The following is a 20,562-nucleotide window of genomic DNA, read 5'->3' on the forward strand; positions in this document are numbered from 1 at the left end:
TGCAATATATAGCAATAGCTGTGCCGAATTACTGAGTGCGTAACTCCTTAATTTATAGTTATGCTTGTAATGGAGAAACTATGCTGGGCTTATGCGTGAAAAATAAAAAGGCCCGGAAGTATAAGTTCCGGGCCTTCTATATAGATTAAAAATTGTCTTAAGCGTTTACCAGATCAAGGATAGATTCGAAAATGGCACGGCCGTCTGTATTTCCTAAATCCGGATCTACGGCGCGTTCCGGGTGTGGCATCATGCCAAATACGTTCTTCTTCTCGTTAGCTACGCCGGCGATGTTCAGTAAACTGCCGTTTATGTTGTAAATATCGTGGGTATCGGCAATGTTGCTGCTGTACTTGAACATAATCTGGTCGTTGTCTTCCAGTCTGCGCAGCGTATCCTTATCGGCATGGTAGCGGCCTTCGCCGTGTGCTACCGGTATTTTATAAGCCTTGTTCAGGTCTAAGTTTCTGGTTGGTAACAGGTTGGTAGTTACCGGCCTGATATAAACATTGTCGCAGATAAACTTCTGATTGGCGTTACGCAGCAGGGCACCAGGCAATAAACCGGCTTCCGTTAAAATCTGGAAACCATTGCAGATACCCATTACATAACCACCTTTGTTGGCATGCTGCACTACTTCCTGCATAATAGGCGAGAAACGCGCTATGGCACCAGAGCGCAGGTAATCACCATAAGAGAAACCACCAGGCAGCAATATAAAGTCACAACCCTGCAGGTCATGGTCTTTGTGCCATAGTTTTACAACTTCCTGCTGCATACCCACGCTTAGGGCATCTACCAGGTCTTGGTCGCAGTTGGACCCCGGGAAAACGACTACACCAAATTTCATAGTTCAAAGGTAAATAAAAATACATTCAACTTACACCTGCTTAACAGCCTTTCGGTAGCTTTTAACTTTCAACTAACGTAAAAACGAAGATTTATAGTTAATTTGCGAGGATAACATTCAATTAGCTTATGTTGCAATCCATGACCGGGTTCGGAAGTGCCCGACTCGACACAGACCAATACTGCATTTCAGTAGAGATAAGATCGTTAAACTCTAAAAGCCTGGACCTGAGTGTACGACTCCCGAGGTTTCTGTCTGATAAAGAATACGAAATCAGGAATATGATGCAAAAGGCGCTGGTGCGTGGCAAAGTAAGTGTGAGTGTGGATTATGTGAAGAACAAGGCCCAGAAAGCTAAAAGCACCATCAATAAAGAGCTACTGCAAACCTATTATAACGAACTGAATGATGCGGCCGATGTCGTTGGCGGGTCAAAAAACGATTTGTTCAGGCTGGCATTGCATATGCCCGATGTGCTGCTGCAGGACCAGGTAGAGGATGCAAGTGGCGATGCCGAATGGGAGCAGGTAGAGCCACTGGTACAGGAAGCATTGGTAAGTATTATAAACTTCCGTAACAACGAAGGGAAAGCGCTTACTACCGAAATCATGTCTTATATAGATAAGATCCGGATTCTGCTGGCCGAAGTAGATAAGCACGACCCTACCCGTATGGAACAGATCCGCAACCGCATTAAAAGCCACATGGCTGAACTGTCTTCATCCGAGCTGTATGACCATAACCGTTTTGAGCAGGAGATGGTGTACTATATGGAGAAACTGGATATTGCCGAAGAAAAAGTACGCCTTGTAAACCACCTGCACTACTTCACCGAAACCGTTTACCTGCCTGAGCCAACTGGTAAAAAGCTTGGCTTCATATCGCAGGAGATAGGCCGGGAGATAAATACGATCGGCTCGAAGGCAAACGATTCAACTATACAGCACCACGTTGTAGAAATGAAGGAAGAACTTGAGAAGATAAAAGAACAGATCAATAACATACTATAAGGTATAGTTAAGATAAAAAAATAGCCGCCTGCTACATTTTTGTGGCAGGCGGCTATTTTTTTAAGTCATCTTGCTGATGCATAACAGGATAGCTGCTTATTTGTGAAATTTATAGCCTCAGGTGTGTAAAAACGAGGTTTCATTATCTGGAACAACAAGGTTAAATCGGTAATCATGTGCTGTATTGTATAGATTTCTGGCTGAAAATAAGTTGGGACTATGGCGGGCTAAGATCAGGCGTCTGTAACTAATTGATTAGGAGAGTTGTATAGCGGAGTATTATTTCCTTTCAATTATTTCTCACTTTAACACCTTGAATTTTATGAAAGTAAATCGTTTACTATTAGTTGGCGCTATGGTAGCAGCCTTTGGTTTCACGTCTTGCCAGCAGGATGAAGAAATAGCAACCCAGGACTCTGTATCTGAAAGCACACTGAACAGAATTGCTGAACTCGGCTTCTACAACAAAAATGTTGAGAAAGTGGAAGGCGGTTATGTAGTGGAAGGCGACATCTTTTTATCAGAATCAGATCTTACTGCTGCCCACAACACCCAGGCGCTTCGCGTTGGCGAGTCTGAGCAGTACCGTACAACTAACCTGGTAAATGCCAGCGGCGGCCGTACAATTACTTTGTCTTTAGATTCAAAATTGCCGGCTTCTTATGGGGCTTCTCTTGATGCTGCAATTGCCCGCTACAACGCCCTGAATCTTACCATTAAAATGGCTCGTGTATCTTCTGGCGGTAACATTAATATTACAGCTGCTCCTAGAAATGCACAGTACCTCGCTTCCGCGGGTTTCCCTTCAGGTGGTAACCCGTATGGTAGTGTTAAAGTAGCTACCCGTTATATTGGCACTGACCCCAATTTAGGTTGGTTCACTACTATTCTTGCACATGAGATCGGTCACTGCATCGGTTTCCGCCACACAGACTATATGGACAGAAGCTATTCTTGTGGTGGTGGCTATGCAAACGAAGGTGCCTCTAACGTAGGTGCTATCCATATTCCTGGTACGCCAACAGGTCCTGATGCAAACTCCTGGATGCTTGCCTGCATTGGTAACGGTCAGAACCGTCCGTTCAATAATAACGACAAAACTGCTCTGACCTACCTATATTAAGCAATAGAGCAACAGCAAACTACCTTAAAACAAACAGAACAGCTCCTGCCTCGCGGTGGGAGCTGTTCTGTTTTAGAGTCCGCACTATAGTTTCGTGCAGAATAGCTCCACACAAGTTGGTAATTATATAAGCAGTCCGGAACTATAGTTAATAAGGCGAGGCAAGTATTAGCAGCGATGCTAATCTTTAAAAGCAAGAAGCGCCTGCATACTTTTAAAAGTATTAGCCTTCTGATACGAAACTGGACATAAACAACGAAAGAGGGATACATATAGTAAAAAGTAGATGTTTTAACGCTGAATATATTGTTAAAATCATACAATTTACAGCAATAGGATATAACCTTTTTAAAGTTGTAAGATCGATGTTGAAACACATTAAAATATTGGTTTAAATGCTTGGAGCGTAATATCCGAATTTCTACATTTCAATTATGTTTAACTTTAACACCTAAAAATTTTTATGAAAGTAAATCGTTTACTTATTGTTGGCGCTATGGTAGCGGCCTTTGGTTTCACATCTTGCCAGCAGGATGAAGAAGTAAAAACTCAGGACACTGTATCTGAAAGCGCACTGAGCAGAATCTCTGAGCTAGGCTTCTACAACAAAAATGTTGAGAAAGTGGAAGGCGGTTATGTAGTGGAAGGCGATATCTTTTTATCGGAAGGTGATCTATCTGCTGCGCACAACACTAAAGCGCTTCGCGTTGGCGAGTCTGAGCAGTACCGTACTACTAACCTGGTAAATACAAATGGCGGTGTTCGTAACATTACGCTATCTATCGACCCAGCTCTTCCTGCTACGTATGTAACAGCTCTGGATGCAGCTATCGCTCGTTACAATGCGCAAGGCTTGAACATTACTATGAGCCGTGTATCTTCTGGTGGTAACATCTACCTTCAGGCAGCTCCTAAGTCAGCTCAGTATCTTGCTTCTGCTGGTTTCCCAACTGCTGCTGGTGATCCGCACAACAACATCAAGATAGCCACCCGTTACATCGGCACTAACCCTAACCAGGCTTGGTTCACTACTATCCTTGCACACGAGATCGGTCACTGCATCGGTTTCCGTCACACTGACTACATGGATCGTTCTTATTCTTGCGGTGGTTCTTACTCTAACGAAGGTGCGTCTACTGTAGGTGCTGTTCACATCCCGGGTACTCCAACTACACAGGATCCAAACTCATGGATGTTGGCTTGTATCGGATCTGGCCAGAACCGTCCGTTCAACGCAAACGACGTTACTGCTCTTAACTACCTATACTAAGCTATAGAGCAAAACCTAACTACACCTTAAAACAACAGCAACAGCTTCTGCCGCAAGGCGGGAGCTGTTGCTGTTTTATAGGGAACTGAATTTATAGATAGTAAGGTTGGGGCTGTAGTTTAAGTTATATTTTCATAGTTGCTGTGGTCCAATCAACCCACGCCCTCAGCGCTATGCTCGCTACCTTCGAATTCTCGTTAGTCTAAGACGGGGAGTTTTTTGGCCACTGCTCCCTATTTTGTCATCCTGAAAGGATCTTGGTTGAAGGAAGATAGGCTATATTGTTAAGGCTATAGTTCTATAGTTGGCATTTTACCCCTTCCCAGCCTTCCCCTAACAACAGGGGAAGGAGTTTGATTTATGCTATAGTCAAGATTGTAGTTCTATAGTTCATATTGCTGGCGCTAGCGTCCCCGCTCGTGACCTACGATGGTATGGAGTCTCTGACTCAACTGGCCCGGCTGGGACAGGCTATGTCTGAACCGGGATTACGTGAGATTTGGAGGATTGTTGGGATAAAGGTGATTGCTATAGTTGATGTTTTCGTTTTATAGTTGTGGTTTTAACCCACCCCTGCCCCTCCGAGGAGGGGAATTTCGGCTATAGTTATTGTTGGCATTATAGTCTTATAGTTACAGACCAAGATCGGACAGGTCGCGACCTGTCCCTACGGAACTATAATCACGATCAAGCAATGCAACTATAGCAGTTCAAACAAACTATAGCTTGTGCTATCGAAAGATTACAGTCTTTGGGTTGAGCGCCTTTGCTTTGTTGCGGTGCCGCCAGGCAACCCGAGGTACGAGGGTAGCAAGAAAGCAGCAGCGCGATGCCCTTATCGAGGGCCCCTACCCCCAAGACGGGGCCTCCCGGCCGTGAGGGCACCAAAGCCAACTATAGAACGATAGGTAAGTAGAGCTCCCAGGATTTGAAGTGGCTATAAAAGAAAAGGCTTGGTTCGAAGAGTAATCTATCAAACTATAGAACCCAGATTTCTCCTGAAGTCGAAATGACGGGTAAGAACTATAGGACACATAAGATCCCTCAGCACAGCATAACACTTATGAAACTAATAGCTACCTGACACTAACGCTGCTAGGTCTTAACAACTTTTGTCTTAAGGAAGGCTTAAATTAATTGAAAAGAAACTATAGAACTAAAACCTTACCCGCTACATAATTACCAGTGTCAGTCTTAAGGCGCAGAATGTACAAACCACTTTTAAGGCCCACAGTAGGTACCTGCTTTATCACACCATACTCTTCAGACTCATAAACAAGCTTTCCTAACTGATCATATAACTGCACGATGGCTACATCGCTGGCGACGGCAACCGATAATATTTCGCCGGATGGTATGGGGTTAGGGTAGGCCTGCACAAAGCCGACATCAGCATAGAGCACTTCTTCCGGCTGACTATAGTAAAACTTATTATCGGCCGTAGTAACTTTTACCCGATACAGGTTCTTGCCCAAAACAGGAGAGGCATCGTGTAATGTATAAGTTAACTGCGTAACAGGGGCTATAGTTTGTACTGTGGTATAGTTGCCCTTAACAAGACGTTCCAGCGTTACAGAAGTAACCTGGTAACGTGTGCTTAGCTCCAGTTGCAAATCCACTGAATCGGTAACGAACTGGTAAGGCAGGAACGTTTTGATATAACAGCCGATGCCCATCTGATTAAAGGCAACCGTTTCGCTGGTCTCGGCCTGGGTGCCATCTATAAAAGGAGCAACGTTTACAAACTCGGGCAAACCTTGCAGTTGATTCTTGTTCAGCAAAGCCAGGGTATCGGCTGTAGCCAGGAGAGGCTCCAGGTGCGTGCTGCCAACCTGGTACAACTGGTATTGTGCCACACTCGGAAGTTCAGCCCAATGCACCATTACCTGGTCGTCGCAGTTATAACCCACTTTTAGTTTTAGCTGTTTGGTCAGTAAAAAATCGCCGGACAGTATAGTTGCACCCGAAGTAGTTAGCCGTAATTGAGCTTTGGATATAACATCAGGAGCGTTCCAATCAAAATAGGAGGTTGCCAGGTCAAGGTTGTCAGCTATCAGTTGCCATTCGGTACTGTTGTGGAGTTTGTATTCCAGCTTGCCTTTTTCGCCCTGTAATGCGTTTTTCCAGCGAATGCGGTTAACACTTTCAGCCTGCAGGCTTACTCCTGTAGTTGGATATACCCATTTAGGACCTGTCTCAAATTCATACACTAAACTATAGTTTTGCGGACCTTGCGGCACATCAAAACCAAAAACATTTACCTGGTAAGCACCGGCAGCTGGCAGGTCTATAGTTACCTGTTCTACATTGTTTAGGTGGTCCTCACGGCGTTTGGCTGGTAATTGTAAAGAGTCCGGATGCGGGAAACTACTTAGTACCCAAGGTTTTAGAATCGCACCGTTTATAGTCGTAAGTGTCAGGTCGAGGTCGTTGATAAGGGCTTTTGCGGCTTCCGGGCTGCCTTCTGTCTCATGCCATACAAGGGTTATCTTTAACTTCTGAGTCCCTGCCGGAACGCTGATAGAATGTTGGGTTGAGGCTTTATCTGCTACTACGCCAACTATAAACCTGTTCTCCTGTATCGTTTTAATAGCGCCAAAGGCATCTGTGTTTCCGAACCCGGTTTCGAAATCAACTTCCGGTCTGCCGGTATCATCAGCACTGTTTATCAAAGCCGCTTTTACAAGTGCAGCGGAGGGCAGGCTGCCATGAATCTCTTTGTAAGCCTGCTGCACCAGCAAGGCCACCCCGGATACGACAGCTGCCGCCTCGGAAGTGCCGCCTTTGCCAAAAGCTACCAGCTCAGGTTTTACACGGCCATCGTAAGCGGGACCTTTAGAGCTAAGTAAACCTACTTTTCCGGTTGGTTCGATAGCGCCTACGCTCAGTGTGTTTTTAGATGTTTTAAATTGCCCGGTAAGGTTAGCAAAGCCGGCCATGCCCGCATAATTGCCCACTGCATCAGCTTTATCGCCGCTGTTGCCCGACGAGAAAACATGCAATAATGTAGGGTTCTGGTAGATTTCGCGATCATAAGCTGCAGATTCCAGGCCATAGTAATTCTCCACGCCAACGCCGTAGGAGTGGTTCTGTACACTGATGCCTTTGCTTAGTAATGCCTGGCTGTTATCCGGGAAAAGCTCCGCAAAGTCAGAATAAGCAAGTCTGGCGTGGTCGGCTATGCCTTTGCCTTTCGGACCTGAGTTACCGGCACCCGCAATAATGGTAGCCATGGTGGTAGCATGCGGCGTAAAGGTATTTCCGAAAGATTCAGGGGAAAGGGCGCGGCCTTTCAGATCGATATCGGTAGGGTTAAAAGCGCCTTCTTTTACCGAAGCTGTCATGTTGCTGCCATTCAGGAGCGGGTATAAACTTCGGATAGCGTAAATGTTGTTAACTGCAAAGTCTGCGTCTTTCAGCTCAATTTCTTCCTTAGCCTGACGGTTGGGCTTATCGATGTAGGTAACTAAACCGGAATTAGCTATCTGCTGCAGCGTTTTTGCAGAAACATGACTGAGGGTGAGTATCTGTGCTGATGGTGTGGTTTGTGTAACGTTTCCGCTATAGTTGTTCTCGGTGAGCCAGGTCAGGAACTGAGCTTTATTTTTAACCTGAACGCGCACTGTTTTACTGCCAGCTTCTTTAATGCTTTGCTCCAGGCCGGGGGCAATCTGTCTCAGGTTGGTAGCTCCTGATTTCAGGGGCGCCTGTTGCTGCGCTGCAACCTGTACACTGCACAGCAATAAGCCAACACATGTAACCCACTGCAGCACATTAAACGGGCAATTCCGACGCTTCTTCACAGGCACTTTGTAAAAACTGTTACAACCAGATCTCTTTCTTAATTTGAGGTATACAATGTAGTTATTGGTAACCAATTTTACAATTTAAAACGGCTGCCAGTGACTACAAACTTAATGTTGCAACAACAGGTTTATACTTTTGTAACTTAATACGTTGCCTGCAATGCTTCGGTAAAATCCGTTATCAGCCTGAATACTTCTTTAAACTTAGTAAGCGGAAGTTGTGCCGCCTGGTCTTCGGTATTGTGGTAAAAAGTTGTTCCGCCAAGCGTGTAAAAGAAAAAAGCAGGAACACCTTTCTCCGAAAAAGGAAAATGATCGGAGTTAGCGGCGCGACCACGCATTTTTATCTGCGGAAGGTAATTCTGCCGCTTGTTTATAGTTTGTAATAATTCAAATTCTTTCGGGTGAATGCTACCATTTACCACCATCATGCCATCGTCGCCGGTGCCCAGCAGGTCCAGGTTAATCAGGAAGCGGATATTCTGAAGCGGGAAAAGTGGGTTATTAGTGTAATGGAACGATCCCAGCAAACCTGCCTCCTCGGCAGCGAAAGCCATAAACGCGATACTATAGGTTGGCCTGTTCTCAGGTTTGCTGTAGTATTCGGCCAGTTCTAACAACATAGTGGTGCCACTGGCATTATCGTTCGCCCCCGGAAAGTAAATGCCTTTGCCTTGCCCGCCCAGGTGGTCGTAATGCGCTGTGTAAACTATAAACGAATCTGGCTGAACCGCACCGGGGATAAAAGCAATTACATTTCGGGTTTGGTGTGCAGGGGTAAACTCTGCCGAGATCTTAAATTTTACCTTCCGTGTTTTTGCCGGCCATGCAGTTTCTTTTACTTCCAGCATGGGTATCGGGGCCGGAGAAGCGGCTACAGTAGTGAGCAGGCTCCTGGGCTGGAGTATGATATGGAGCCTTGCGCTAAGCACTTTCTGCAGGTAGGGTTCCGGCAATTCCCATAGTTGCTTCCTGAATTTCTGAGGATAGACCAGTGCTTTTTTACGGAGGTCATGGGAGAAGAATTTCTGAGCTACGGCGGCATCTGTAAACACAAGGGTATCGAGGCGAACTATAGTTGCTTTTCCTTTACCGCTGGCCGTTTGCGAGCTGGCTACAAAATCAGTTCCGGGTACAAGGGTAGTGCCATCAACTATAAGTTCCGGAGTTTGTGTTACCCGGTTTACGGGCATGGTAAATTCCTGGAAGTAGGAACCAGCTATAGGTTTTAGGCCGGCTGCTTTGTACCTGTCACGGATATAGTTGGCAGCTTTGGCGTCGCCGTCAAAAATATACCCACGGCCATGAAAGTATGGGCTTGCCAATGTATCGAGTGTCTGGCGTACACGCGGCATATCCTGCGCCAGCAACGGCACGGCACTCAGGCAAACTATAAGTATCAGGAGAAATGGCTTCATACCTTAAATATAAAAAGGCTCAGCCAAAGTACAGGTTTATTTTACCAGGTATAGATCCAGCGAAAGACAACTATACCGATCAGGCAACCGATGCTGTTGCTTACAATATCCATCATTTCAGCGCTGCGGCCTGGCACCACGCTAAACTGTAGTATCTCGATGGCAATGCCAAACATCGAACAAATAAATAAGGATACCCGGATGGAGTAATGCTTTAGTTTCGGGAAGGTGTATTGCTTGGTAAGGCCTACGATCATCAGGAAGCACAGCACCGCAAACATGCTGGCATGTGCAAAGGAATCAAAAGAGAAAAGGTCCCAGATGGAAACCGAAGGCATGGAAGATGAGGGCAGCAGCGTGGTAAGTAAAATTACTGCTGCCCACATTATGGTAAAAAAGTTGTAGCGTAGTATCAAACCTTAAAAGGTATGTGTTATTACTGACCTATCAGCTCACGGTAAGCCGCAGCTGTAAGCAGATCATCAACTTCTGCAGTATTCTCTATCGACATTTTAATGATCCAGCCATCGCCATACGGGTCAGAGTTTACAAGCTCAGGGCTGTTTTCCAGTTTGTCGTTAAACTCCTGCACTGTACCGCTTAATGGGCTGAACAGGTCAGATACGGTTTTAACGGCCTCAACAGTACCAAATACATCTTCTCTGCTGATCTGCTTGTCAACTGTATCAATGTCTACATAAACGATATCGCCAAGCTCGCTTTGTGCAAAATCAGTGATGCCAACTATAGCTACATCACCTTCGATGCGTACCCACTCGTGGTCTTTTGTATACTTCAGGTTCTCAGGTAAATTCATTGCTTCTATCTGTTTGTTAATGACTGGCTCAAAAATACGGTGTTTTTTGTAATGCTAAAATTTTATTGCAAACTAACTCTAAGTTGAATACCGCCTTCGGTTACACTGTTCCGGAAAGAGGTCGATATTTTAGGGTCAGATACGGTGCGTAACACATAGAACTGGATGTTTACACGCTCGCTAATCAGGTAATCTATAGTTGGGCGAAGCTGCAACTGCCGCGTTCCGTTCGTGATCTGGTTCTGGCTGCTTTCCACGCCCTGGTCATCGCGGGCAATGGCGCGTTGCACGGTCTGATTATCTCTAACCGAGAAGTCCAGTCGCATGTTTAACTCATTTTCCAAAACTTTGCGCTGCCCGCCAATTCGTATCGGAATACGGAAGTTTGTAGTGGCATAACCCAATCCGATCACATAGTCTTTCACATTGGTTTCGGTTATCTGCGCATTGGTCAGGTTAAGCGACAGGTTACGTTCTACTTTATATTCCAGGCGGCCCGTCAGGTTTGTTTTGGTACGGAAGTTTACGCCCAGCAACGGAGCAAGTCTTTCGGCCACGGTGAGCTGCGTTACAATATAGTAAGGCACTATCTGCCCTAATTCGTTTACCTGCGTCGGGAAGCCGTTTGGCTCTGTCTGGTAGGCCAGCGAAGTAGTAAAGTTGGTTATGTTGTAAGTTGAGTTGTACGCATGCGTTAAGTTTACCTGGCTGAACCACTGCTGGAAGAAAGGCAGGTTAGACAAGCCGTTATAGTCTACGCGCCAGTTTGGTATTGGCAGCCTGCTGAACGGACTTTTCGATTCTGCTTTATAGCCATCTACGCTACGGCCCTGGTAGGCATACAGGAAGGCGTTCATCAACACATCCTGCGAGTTCAGGGTGTAGCCCTCGGTGCCGGCGGCAGGGTTAGCAGCAGCCAGCTTATCCTGTATGGCATAACGGTAACGTATGTAGTTCTCAAATGCTTCCGAAACGCCTGCCTCGCCAGTCTCAAACAAAGTACCCAGCGCCATAAACGACGTACTGAAAGCACCTGTCGTGATCGGGTTCTGGCGCTGTGCCTGGTCACTTAAATTACCAAAGTCGTCAAACTCCTTGCGGTAGAAAACCTCATTTATCTCCGACATATTTCGCGTTACATCTACCTGAATGTTGAAAGCCTTGAACGGCTCCAGGTTGGCGCGTGCTGTAAACGATTCGGTAACTATAGCACTTAGCGGTGTGTTCAGGTATTGGCTGCTGTCGGTATACCAGCCGTTGCGTTCGGCGCGGTTGTATAGTTCGTCCAGGTCGTATTGCTTGCCAACTATAAACGGCAGACCCGGTGCATCAAAGCCTTCTTCAAAACCCAGGAACCTGGTGCTTGGCAGGTAACCCGGCAACATGGTGCCTTTGTTCTGCAGGTAAGTAAAGTTTACAGAGCGGGTCATCATCAGAAACCTGGCTATAGAATTCACCACTTTATTATTCGGTCCTGCTTTGGCAGTTGTGTCGTTGGCAGCACGTACAGGCACCGGGGCCGCAGGCGTGTTGGCGCTCTTCAGGAATTTCACCTTGTTGTATAGTTTAACCAGGTCCAGGCGGCCGTTAACGGTAAATTCTCTGTTATTCTCAGCCGTGTTACCTAATCTAAAGTCAGCATCATTGTTCAGGGCTGTAGAGCCTGCCGTCCAGATATACGTGGTAGAATAGCGGGTCTCAGCGCCGATCCAGTCTACCAGCGGGAATTTATCGAGCGGCAGTTTATAGTTGGCAGCAATGGTCTGGTTAAAGTTAGTGGTTCGTCCGCCACGGCTCAGGTTCTTCCAGATGATATCATTCTTGTATTGTAGCGAGTCTATTTCATTGTTAATGCGGTCGTCCGGCTCGTCTACCACAGCGCGGTTAGTAGCCGTATAGTCCAGCGACAGGTTTTTACTGATATCCCACTTCATGTCATAGATCCTGTTGAAGTAGAAATACTTCTGGAACGTAGGCTCGATGCCGCGGGTAGTGGTAAGTCCGCTAACAGGGTCGCGGCGCTGCAGGAACGTTTCGTTATAACGGCGGTCCAGGTCAGCACGGAAGGCAAAACTGTTTGGCAGCGGCGTAAAGTTCAGGTCTTTGATCAGGCGCAGGTACGGCGACTTCAGTGCCTGGCTTTTCTCGAACGGTGCATAGTTCCTGGCTGTGGTATTGTTGTAGGTATAAGCAATGCCACCGGTATAGGTCTTCGTAAAATCGCGGTCCGTTTCAATGTCAGTAAACAGGCGCTCGGCGTACGCATAGCTCAGCGAGATATTCTCGATATCATAAGGTCGTACTTTGTCGTTCGGGTCGGTGCGCTCTTTTCTAACGTTCAGTAAACTAAAGCTTTTCCGGGTTTCGCGGGTAGTTACTTCTTTCCGGTATTCATCACGGGCATCTTTCGATTCAAACCTGGACAGGGATTCCTCCAGAGGAACGTCTTTATCAAGCGGGTCAAACTGTGGTTCGCTGTTCAGGGTACCATACTGCACGGATACCGGTATCTTAATGCCCGATTTTTCAGGAAGGAATTTATCAGCAACTATGTTGGCGCTTACATCAAACAGGGCAGTGTTCTCGCGGGCACGCTGCGCTATTTTCTGCTGTAATCCCCCGAAACCTACGGTAGTATAAGCACCTGTAGCCGTAACGTTAGCAAAGTCGGCAAGCTTTGTATTAACCCTTGCATTGGCCGCCCAGCCCGAACTGTTCTTAAAGTCAGTTACACGCAGTTCATCTACCCACATACACAACGAATGCGGTCTGGCATCAGCACCCGGTTTTGTCGGGTTTCGCATACCGATCATGACGCCCTGTACTTCGCTAAAATCAGGGTTACCAACTATACGGATGATCTTACCATTGCCGAGCTGTACTTCGTAAGGTATCGTTTTATTGTAGCCGGCAATACGGTTACGGGCCACTTTCGCGTTTACCAGCTCTTCCAGCGAGATGTCGACCATGTTCTCCTGCGGCCAGATCTCGTTGGTGGTAGAGCTTCCCTGCGGGGTTATAGTTAGCGGTACTACATACTCATAGTAGTTCTGTGTAAAGTCTGTGCCTAATCGTACAAACGCCTGTACATCGCCACTTTGCGTATTAGGGTCCTGTGTCTGGGCATGTATATACATTTTCAGGCGCTTATAGATCAGCATGTCAATCGACACGTTCTTATAAACTGCCTTCGAGAACGAATCTTTCAGATCTTCCACGCACAACTGCAGCGATTGCTCATTCTGGCGGCGGTTGTTTGTGGATGCATAGTCACGAAGTCGCTCGATGCCTGGTGGTACTCTGTAAGGGATAATACCTGCGCTTGCTTCGCCATTCTCTTCAATATTAACTGTTGAGATCGTGAAAGAGCGGGCATCGTCGGTACAGGTTAAGCAAGGACGCCCTTCGGTTATTGGCTGCTGGAAGGCACGCCACTGGTTGGCCACGAACTGGAACTGTACCATACGCAACACCACCGGGTCCTGGAACTGGGTCATGTACATACGCATAAACCGGATAGACTTAAAGCCACTGATGTTGCCTACATTACCTGTAGGGCGACGCACCGGTATCCGGAACTGGTACCACGACACCTCATCGCCGTTTCTTGTCTGCGTTACCTGGTCTACTATATAGTTCTGTCCTACATTCAATTGGCCAGGCTGCAGGTTTATCTTGTATTCGTAGTACTGCTCCACGTCGCTGATCACGTTATCGCGGTTCAGGTCCTCTTTATCCGGGAACGCATAGTTGGCAAACCGGCTGTTCTCGGGTGAGTTGCCATCCATGCCGTTATAGTTCTTGTAACGGGCCAGTACACCAGCGTTCTGCTGATCGTAAACAGGGTCAAGGTGGTGCAGGAAGTTGTCAGCCGACGGGTCGTCAACAACTATCTGTGGAGGCGTGCCCGGTATCTGGCTCAGGAAAGAGGTTCTGAAATAATCTGCTTCAGCGGCATCGTTTAAACCATCCAGACCAACATCCTGGAACTGGCGGCCTCCCGGTATACCTGTAAAGGCATCGGTCAGGAACTGTTGTGTGGTAATGCGGCCCCATATAGTTGAAGTTACATTTTGCAGGCTGTTGGCTGAAGTCGGCAGGCCGTTCTCAAAAGCATACTGGTTGTCGCGCAGAATATCTTCGGATATGCTACCTAAGTTAAGTACCAGCTCACCACCAGTATTATTCGCGATAGGGTTGCCCTGCGCATCCTTACGGCCATATTGCCCTGTAATGAAGGGGTCCATCAGCCAGAACTCGATGTATTCAATGTTGGCGTTGTCAAAGTCAGTATCGAAGGTTATTTCACGGCTGATACCGCCCCAGTTGTTACGCGGGTCACCGGATAGCAGCCCTTGCGATGTTAAGCCTGGGTTATAGTTGTACTGTCCGCGTTCGCGTGGGTAATAGGCCAGGTCAAAGGTGTACTCAAAGCTGTTGGATACTTCCGGGTCGCGGTTTGGAAATACTTCGTTACGGCTGATACCACGCACATAATGGTTCTTCAGCTCTTCATCGGTAATGTTGTCAGGTTTCAGGCCGTCGGCATCGCGGTAAAAGATCTGATCTATAGTGTACCAGGCCAGTTTTGCGCGGTTGTAACTATAGGCAAGGCCTTCGCCAGGCACAAGCGGGGCAGGAGTGGAGGCAAGCCGCCAGCCGTTATTGCTGAATCCGCCCAAACTATAAGGCGTCTCTGCTCCTTCAAAATCATCTATGTAAGAAGTGCCGTCTTCGTTGGCCGGTGACTTGGTAGCGGCCGGTACCAGCTGCGCAAATTCTCCACTGAAGGTAATGCTGGAGGGCGCTTTGGTTTGCAGTAACGGCAGTGCATCGGTCATCTTGGTTAAGAACCTGGATTCTTTCTGCAGGTTGATATCCAGACCGTAAATGGTGTTGTTGCTTGGCTCATCGCCGATGCTCACGCGGTTAATGTAGGGCTGCTCGCTCAGGTGTAATACGGTAGCACCCAGGTTAATGTCATCTGTCAGGCGGTAATCGAAGCGGGCTCCTAACAGGGCGCGTGGCTGTATGTTCAGCAGTTCAGCTTTCTCATAGGTTACACGCAGGTCGCTGGCCGAGCTAATGTAGCTTGGGTTCAATATTTTGATGCGGCCAAGATCATAGAAGACCTGGTAATCGGTACCTTCCGTTAAGCGCGTGCCACCAGAGTAAACGGCTACCGAGCCTTCCGCAATTCTGAAACCGGGAAGCGTAATCTCATCTGCCGAAGTAGCCTGTAAACGGCCTGTTAAAAAGAACTTGGCTTTGGAGTTGTTTTGCTGCGCATCGGTCTGTGTCTGGTTGTATAATTCTTCAAACACGTATTTTTCGGCCAGTTCCGGGTCGCCTTGTAGCTTATCGCGCAGGTAATCGCCGAAAGGCTCCACTTCCGGGAAGTAGATGCGTCCGGTTTCAGGATCAATCGTAATGCCTGGTAAAAAGTCGAAGTTACCGTCGTTTGGTCTGTCGTTGTTGGTGTTAACGTTATCCAGGTTAAAGACTTCTACCAACGGCACACCCTGTATCGGGCTCTGGTCTGTAAGCGCAGAAATATCAACACCGGTCTGGTCATCTTTGTAAACTATACGCAACTGGAAATTTTCGCGGTTCACCTGTGTCGCATCCAAACTATAGACGTTCTTCATCATCAGGTCCCAGGTCGGGTATTCTAACGACGGGTTGGTCGCCTTCAGCAACTTCATATGGATCACGTCCTGGTCCTGCAGGTTCTGGTAATCCTCCATCAGTTCACCTACCTTATAGGTCTTGCCGTTGTAGGTATACTCAAAAGCTACGCCAAGTACCTGGTCCGGTAAAAGGGCCGTGTTAAGCGAGATGTAACCGAGCTGCGGATTGAATTTATACTCCCTTGGATCCAGCCTGCGGGCACGCACGTGTTCAAAATCCACACCTTTCTGCAGACCCTGCCCCCGTAAAAATTCATCTATCTGACCATTGCTGCGGTTATTGGCTACAACACTATACAGTGAGTTTACTGCATTGCTGGCCGGGGCTGTAGTGATACGCTCAAACTGGTTGCGGAAGGGGTCTGGCTCGCCTAAGTCCATGTAGGCTACCATGTTGCGCAGGTTCTCGGTTGAGCGGTTGTTGTTGGTTACATATAGTTCCAGCCTTCGGATAACAATACCTGAGTTTACCAACGGCAGGTTAGCCAACGACTTGTCGTAGCGGTCCCGGAAAAAGTGAGACAGGAAATAATGGCGGTCTTTGTCGTACTGGTCGATCCGGATCTCGAACGGCTGGTTCTGGGCTCCGTTCTGAATGATCACTTCGTCGTTGCGCCCACGCACGTTAGAGGCAATGGCTGTAACGCCCAGGCGACCAAACTGTAGTTGTGTTTTTACCCCGAAAAGGTTTTGTGCGCCCGTTATCAGGGAGTTGTTGAGCGGAAGGCTTACGTTACCAGCTTCCACTTTTCTTATGATCTCTTCTTCGTAGCCGGTATAGTCCAGCTTCATGTTGTTCTCGAAGTCGAAGTTGGCGTTGTTGTCCCAGTTAAAGTTAATGGCCAGTTTTTCACCTACCTTACCAACTAAGTTTAAAGAGATGTTCTGGTCAAATTCGAAGTCGCCGGTGCGTTGCTGGCGGAGCGGTATAGTTGGGTTCTGGTTACGGTTAAAACGGGCGCCAAATTTAAGCGAGATGTTACCGTTCGGCTGGATATCTACAAAGTTACCACCAAAAATGCGGTCGAAAACCGGGCTGATGTAGATTTTAGGTACTAACCTGCGGCTGCTTGTCAGGTCTTCGCCATCTAAGCCACCGGATTTGGTTCGCCAGTAATCGCGTATCGCCTGCCGCTGCTGTAGCTCCGAAAACTGCTTCAGCGTCATCGATGAGGGCGCACGATACTGAATGCTGTCGCCTATCGTTTCGTTGATGTTGTAAAGTTGCAGGCTATCGTCGTACTCTACGTTTAGCTTAATATTGCCGGGCTGGCCAAGGAGCAGGGGAGAAGAGAACTGCTGCGAACTGAAAGGATTGCTACGCCTGTCGGATGGGGTAAAAGTCGGGCGTCGGCTGGGAATATAGCCAGTGTCCTGTTTAATGGTATCCTGTGAAAGTAAAGTTGTGATATTGCTATAGTTATGCCAGCCGGGAGAACGCAACGCTTCCGCCTGCGACCACCAGGCCAGCATAGTTATAGTAACAACCGATGCAAGGAACAGGTTGCTCTGTTTACTTTTCCAGATCAAACGGGTATAATTCTAAGACGATTTTAACGCAAATTTTATAAGCTCTTCTACACTCAGGTTGCTGCCTTCGCGTTTAATAATAGAGTCAAGGGTTTTCTCTGCTACATTTTTGGCAAAGCCTAAGGTAACTAATGCTGATAACGCTTCGGCTCTATTTGTATTGTGTGCCACTCCTGCAGGCGATAGGCCCGCGTCTGATAGCAACACTTCCTTCTTCATTTTATCTTTTAACTCCAGTATAATGCGCTGGGCAGTTTTGGCTCCAATGCCTTTCACATGCTGTATCGTACGCACATCTTCCCGAACTATAGCCTGCTGCACTTCCTCAACCGATAACGATGATAAGATCATCAGACCTGTGTTGGGCCCTACCCCTGAAATAGAGATCAGGTGCAGAAAAGTTTCTTTCTCGGCAGCGGTCATAAAACCATACAAGGTATGGGCATCTTCCTTGATGTGCAGGTAAGTATGCAACCGGCAACGTTCGCCATCTGGCAAAGCAGAATAAGTCCCTAAGGATATCTTGATCTGATACCCTATCCCACCTACGTCAATAATAACATAGGTGGGATCTTTATAGGTTAACTTGCCATCGATATAGGCTATCATCTATATATGTTTGTTGTTATAGTTCTGTGCATCTACGACAGCAATGGCTACCATGTTTACAATTTCTCTGATAGAACTGCCAAGTTGCAGAATATGAACAGGTTTACGCATACCCATCAGTACCGGGCCAATGGCTTCGGCACCACCAATCTCCTGTAATAACTTATAAGCAATGTTGCCGGCAGTTAGCGTCGGGAACACCAGTGTGTTGGCTCCTTTTTCTGCTAACGTGCTGAAAGGATAATGTTCGCGTAACAGGTTGCGGTTAAGGGCAGTGTTGGCCTGCATTTCGCCATCAATCAACAGGTCCGGGTAGCGCTGCTTTGCTTTACGAACTGCCTCAGATCCTTTGTTAGGAATATCGCCCTGCACCGAGCCAAAGTTAGAGTACGACAATACTGCCATACGTGGCTCAGTATCAAAGAACTTGACAGTACGGGCAGTCAGACCAATAATATCTACCAGCTCATCGGCAGTCGGGTTAATGTTTACCGTGGTATCAGCAAAAAAGTAAGGCTCCTTTTTGTTCAGGATGATGTACATACCTGCTACTTTGTTCACGCCTTCTTCTACACCAATTACCTGAATGGCCGGCAGTATAGTTCTGGAGTAATCGCGGGTAAGGCCGGAAATTAAGGCATCTACTTCGCCGGTTTCCAGCATCAGGCTACCAAAGTAAATTCTGTCGCGAACCAGACGGCGGCAGTCGAATAAGGTCAGGCCTTTGCGCTGACGCTTTTTGTAAAGTATCTGGGCAAACTCCTCACGCTTGGCATCTTCTTCAAACGGGTCAATGATGGTGACACCCTGCAGATCGATGTGGTTTTCGTGAATGATTTCCTGAATTCGTACCCGGTTACCTAATAGTATAGGCTCAGCAATTAACTGTTCTTTAACTGTTTGGGCTGCCTTCAGGATTTTATAGTTGTCTGCTTCTGCAAACAGTACACGCTTCGGATCTTTTTTGGCCTGGTTGTTAATGCGGGTCATTAACTTCTGGTCAATGCCAATGCGCTCCTGTAGTTCCTGCTCGTAACCTTCCCAATCCGTAATCGGGTATTTGGCTACTCCGCTCTCCATGGCTGCCTTGGCCACTGCCGGCGAAACTGTAGTTATCAGGCGTGGGTCCAGTGGTTTAGGTATCAGGTAAAATCTGCCGAAAGAGATCGTGTTATCGCCATACGCTTTATGTACGATGTCCGGAACAGGTTCTTTTGCCAGTTTAGCCAGCGCATGTACGGCTGCCAGTTTCATTTCTTCGTTGATCTCAGTTGCACGAACATCCAGTGCCCCTCTGAAAATGTAAGGGAAACCAAGCACGTTATTTACCTGGTTCGGATGGTCGGAGCGGCCGGTTGCCATAATCAGGTCTTCGCGGGTGGACATCGCCACATCATAAGGTATTTCCGGGTCAGGGTTAGCCAGTGCAAAAATGATCGGGTTAGGAGCCATCAGCTTTACAAAGTCCGGGTTCAGTACGTTACCAGCGGACAAGCCAACAAACACATCGGCATCGCGCATGGCATCTTCCAGGGTGTTTATCTTACGCAGCGTTACAAACTGGGCTCTGTAAATATCCAGGTCGTTACGTTCCGGACGGATGATGCCTCCTTTATCGAACATCACGATGTTATCCATCTTTACACCCAGGGCTACATAAAGCTTGGCACAGGCAATAGCGGCAGCACCTGCTCCGTTTACGACCATTTTTATCTCACCTATCTTTTTACCGGCAAGTTCCAGTGCATTTAAAAGCGCTGCAGAAGAGATAATGGCTGTGCCGTGCTGGTCGTCGTGCATGAGCGGAATATTCATCTGCTCTTTCAGGGCGTTCTCTATCTTAAAGCTTTCAGGAGCCTTAATGTCTTCCAAGTTAATGCCGCCAAACGTAGGCTCCAGCGACTTTACAATGCGAACAAACTCGGCAGGGTCGGTACAATCTATTTCAATGTCAAATACATCAATACCTGCAAATTTTTTGAAAAGTACACCTTTCCCTTCCATTACCGGCTTTGATGCATCCGGGCCGATATTGCCGAGGCCAAGCACAGCAGTACCATTCGAAATAACACCTACCAGGTTACCTTTGGCAGTATATTTATAAACATTCTCTTTATCAGCGGCTATTTCTTTGCAGGGCTCGGCAACGCCGGGCGAGTAAGCGAGGGCCAGGTCGTGCTGGGTGCTTACCATCTTAGTTGGTATTACTTCAATCTTGCCAGGTTTACCCTCCATGTGGTAGTTCAGGGCATCCTGCTTGTTAACTTTAATCATAGGTAATCGAATTTTATGGGTAGAGGCAAGGGGCCTCTGTTATGTCTGTTGCCTGTAAAAAGCCAATTTGATAAGAATTTGTTGCTTATCAAAAAAACCGGAGCCAAAGATACGGGTATGTATGTTAAAACACATTGATTCTAACTGTAATATAATAAAAACAGC

11 protein-coding genes are annotated in these 20,562 nt (G+C 47.2%); 3 read left to right on the plus strand and 8 right to left on the minus strand.

What is annotated here, in order from left to right:
* Positions 1-157 precede the first annotated feature (157 nt).
* Positions 158-850 carry a phosphoribosylformylglycinamidine synthase subunit PurQ gene (purQ, locus tag GSQ66_RS16925; protein WP_162428539.1) on the minus strand — a complete coding sequence of 231 codons (693 nt, stop codon included), beginning with the start codon at positions 848-850 and terminating at the stop codon, positions 158-160.
* 128 nt (positions 851-978) lie between these two features.
* Here purQ and GSQ66_RS16930 point away from each other — a divergent pair, with 128 nt between their 5' ends.
* The 3 genes from GSQ66_RS16930 (at position 979) to GSQ66_RS16940 (ending at position 4,253) form a co-directional block, all read left to right on the plus strand.
* A complete protein-coding gene (locus GSQ66_RS16930) occupies positions 979-1,860 on the plus strand; it encodes a YicC/YloC family endoribonuclease (protein WP_162428540.1) in 882 nt (293 codons plus the stop codon).
* Between the two features lie 322 nt (positions 1,861-2,182).
* A complete protein-coding gene (locus GSQ66_RS16935; RefSeq protein ID WP_162428541.1) occupies positions 2,183-2,983 on the plus strand; it encodes a M57 family metalloprotease in 801 nt (266 codons plus the stop codon).
* Positions 2,984-3,446: 463 nt separating this feature from the next.
* Positions 3,447-4,253 carry a M57 family metalloprotease gene (locus GSQ66_RS16940; protein WP_162428542.1) on the plus strand — a complete coding sequence of 269 codons (807 nt, stop codon included), beginning with the start codon at positions 3,447-3,449 and terminating at the stop codon, positions 4,251-4,253.
* Between the two features lie 1,148 nt (positions 4,254-5,401).
* Here GSQ66_RS16940 and GSQ66_RS16945 read toward each other — a convergent pair.
* The 7 genes from GSQ66_RS16945 to GSQ66_RS16975 all read right to left on the minus strand — a co-directional run bounded on the left by GSQ66_RS16945 (position 5,402) and on the right by GSQ66_RS16975 (position 20,397).
* Entirely contained in the window at positions 5,402-8,056 is a 2,655-nt protein-coding gene (locus GSQ66_RS16945) for a S8 family serine peptidase (protein WP_162428543.1), read from the minus strand.
* Positions 8,057-8,202: 146 nt separating this feature from the next.
* Positions 8,203-9,477 carry a M28 family metallopeptidase gene (locus tag GSQ66_RS16950; protein ID WP_162428544.1) on the minus strand — a complete coding sequence of 425 codons (1,275 nt, stop codon included), beginning with the start codon at positions 9,475-9,477 and terminating at the stop codon, positions 8,203-8,205.
* Positions 9,478-9,518: 41 nt separating this feature from the next.
* Positions 9,519-9,863: a VanZ family protein gene (locus GSQ66_RS16955; RefSeq protein ID WP_162428545.1), complete on the minus strand. Its 345-nt coding sequence runs from the start codon at positions 9,861-9,863 to the stop codon at positions 9,519-9,521.
* A gap of 50 nt (positions 9,864-9,913) precedes the next feature.
* Positions 9,914-10,294, minus strand: coding sequence for a glycine cleavage system protein GcvH (gcvH, locus tag GSQ66_RS16960; RefSeq protein ID WP_162428546.1), 381 nt, complete (start codon positions 10,292-10,294; stop codon positions 9,914-9,916).
* Between the two features lie 62 nt (positions 10,295-10,356).
* The gene (sov, locus tag GSQ66_RS16965) at positions 10,357-17,514 is read right to left on the minus strand and encodes a T9SS outer membrane translocon Sov/SprA (protein ID WP_238395736.1); all 7,158 of its coding nucleotides are present in this window, start codon (positions 17,512-17,514) and stop codon (positions 10,357-10,359) included.
* A gap of 12 nt (positions 17,515-17,526) precedes the next feature.
* Positions 17,527-18,123: a Holliday junction branch migration protein RuvA gene (gene ruvA / locus GSQ66_RS16970; RefSeq protein ID WP_162428547.1), complete on the minus strand. Its 597-nt coding sequence runs from the start codon at positions 18,121-18,123 to the stop codon at positions 17,527-17,529.
* Positions 18,124-20,397 carry an NADP-dependent malic enzyme gene (locus GSQ66_RS16975; protein WP_202923368.1) on the minus strand — a complete coding sequence of 758 codons (2,274 nt, stop codon included), beginning with the start codon at positions 20,395-20,397 and terminating at the stop codon, positions 18,124-18,126. It abuts the gene before it with no gap.
* Positions 20,398-20,562 lie beyond the last annotated feature (165 nt).

This window comes from Pontibacter pudoricolor (assembly GCF_010092985.1).
Classification (GTDB): Bacteria; Bacteroidota; Bacteroidia; order Cytophagales; family Hymenobacteraceae; genus Pontibacter; species Pontibacter pudoricolor.

Bases quoted from the DNA above. Each gene is read 5' to 3' on its own strand.
- purQ (WP_162428539.1), bottom strand. From the start codon at position 850: ATGAAATTTGGTGTAGTCGTTTTCCCGGGGTCCAACTGCGACCAAGAC.
- GSQ66_RS16930 (WP_162428540.1), top strand. From the start codon at position 979: ATGTTGCAATCCATGACCGGGTTCGGAAGTGCCCGACTCGACACAGAC.
- GSQ66_RS16935 (WP_162428541.1), top strand. From the start codon at position 2,183: ATGAAAGTAAATCGTTTACTATTAGTTGGCGCTATGGTAGCAGCCTTT.
- GSQ66_RS16940 (WP_162428542.1), top strand. From the start codon at position 3,447: ATGAAAGTAAATCGTTTACTTATTGTTGGCGCTATGGTAGCGGCCTTT.
- GSQ66_RS16950 (WP_162428544.1), bottom strand. From the start codon at position 9,477: ATGAAGCCATTTCTCCTGATACTTATAGTTTGCCTGAGTGCCGTGCCG.
- GSQ66_RS16955 (WP_162428545.1), bottom strand. From the start codon at position 9,863: ATGTGGGCAGCAGTAATTTTACTTACCACGCTGCTGCCCTCATCTTCC.
- gcvH (WP_162428546.1), bottom strand. From the start codon at position 10,294: ATGAATTTACCTGAGAACCTGAAGTATACAAAAGACCACGAGTGGGTA.
- ruvA (WP_162428547.1), bottom strand. From the start codon at position 18,123: ATGATAGCCTATATCGATGGCAAGTTAACCTATAAAGATCCCACCTAT.
- GSQ66_RS16975 (WP_202923368.1), bottom strand. From the start codon at position 20,397: ATGATTAAAGTTAACAAGCAGGATGCCCTGAACTACCACATGGAGGGT.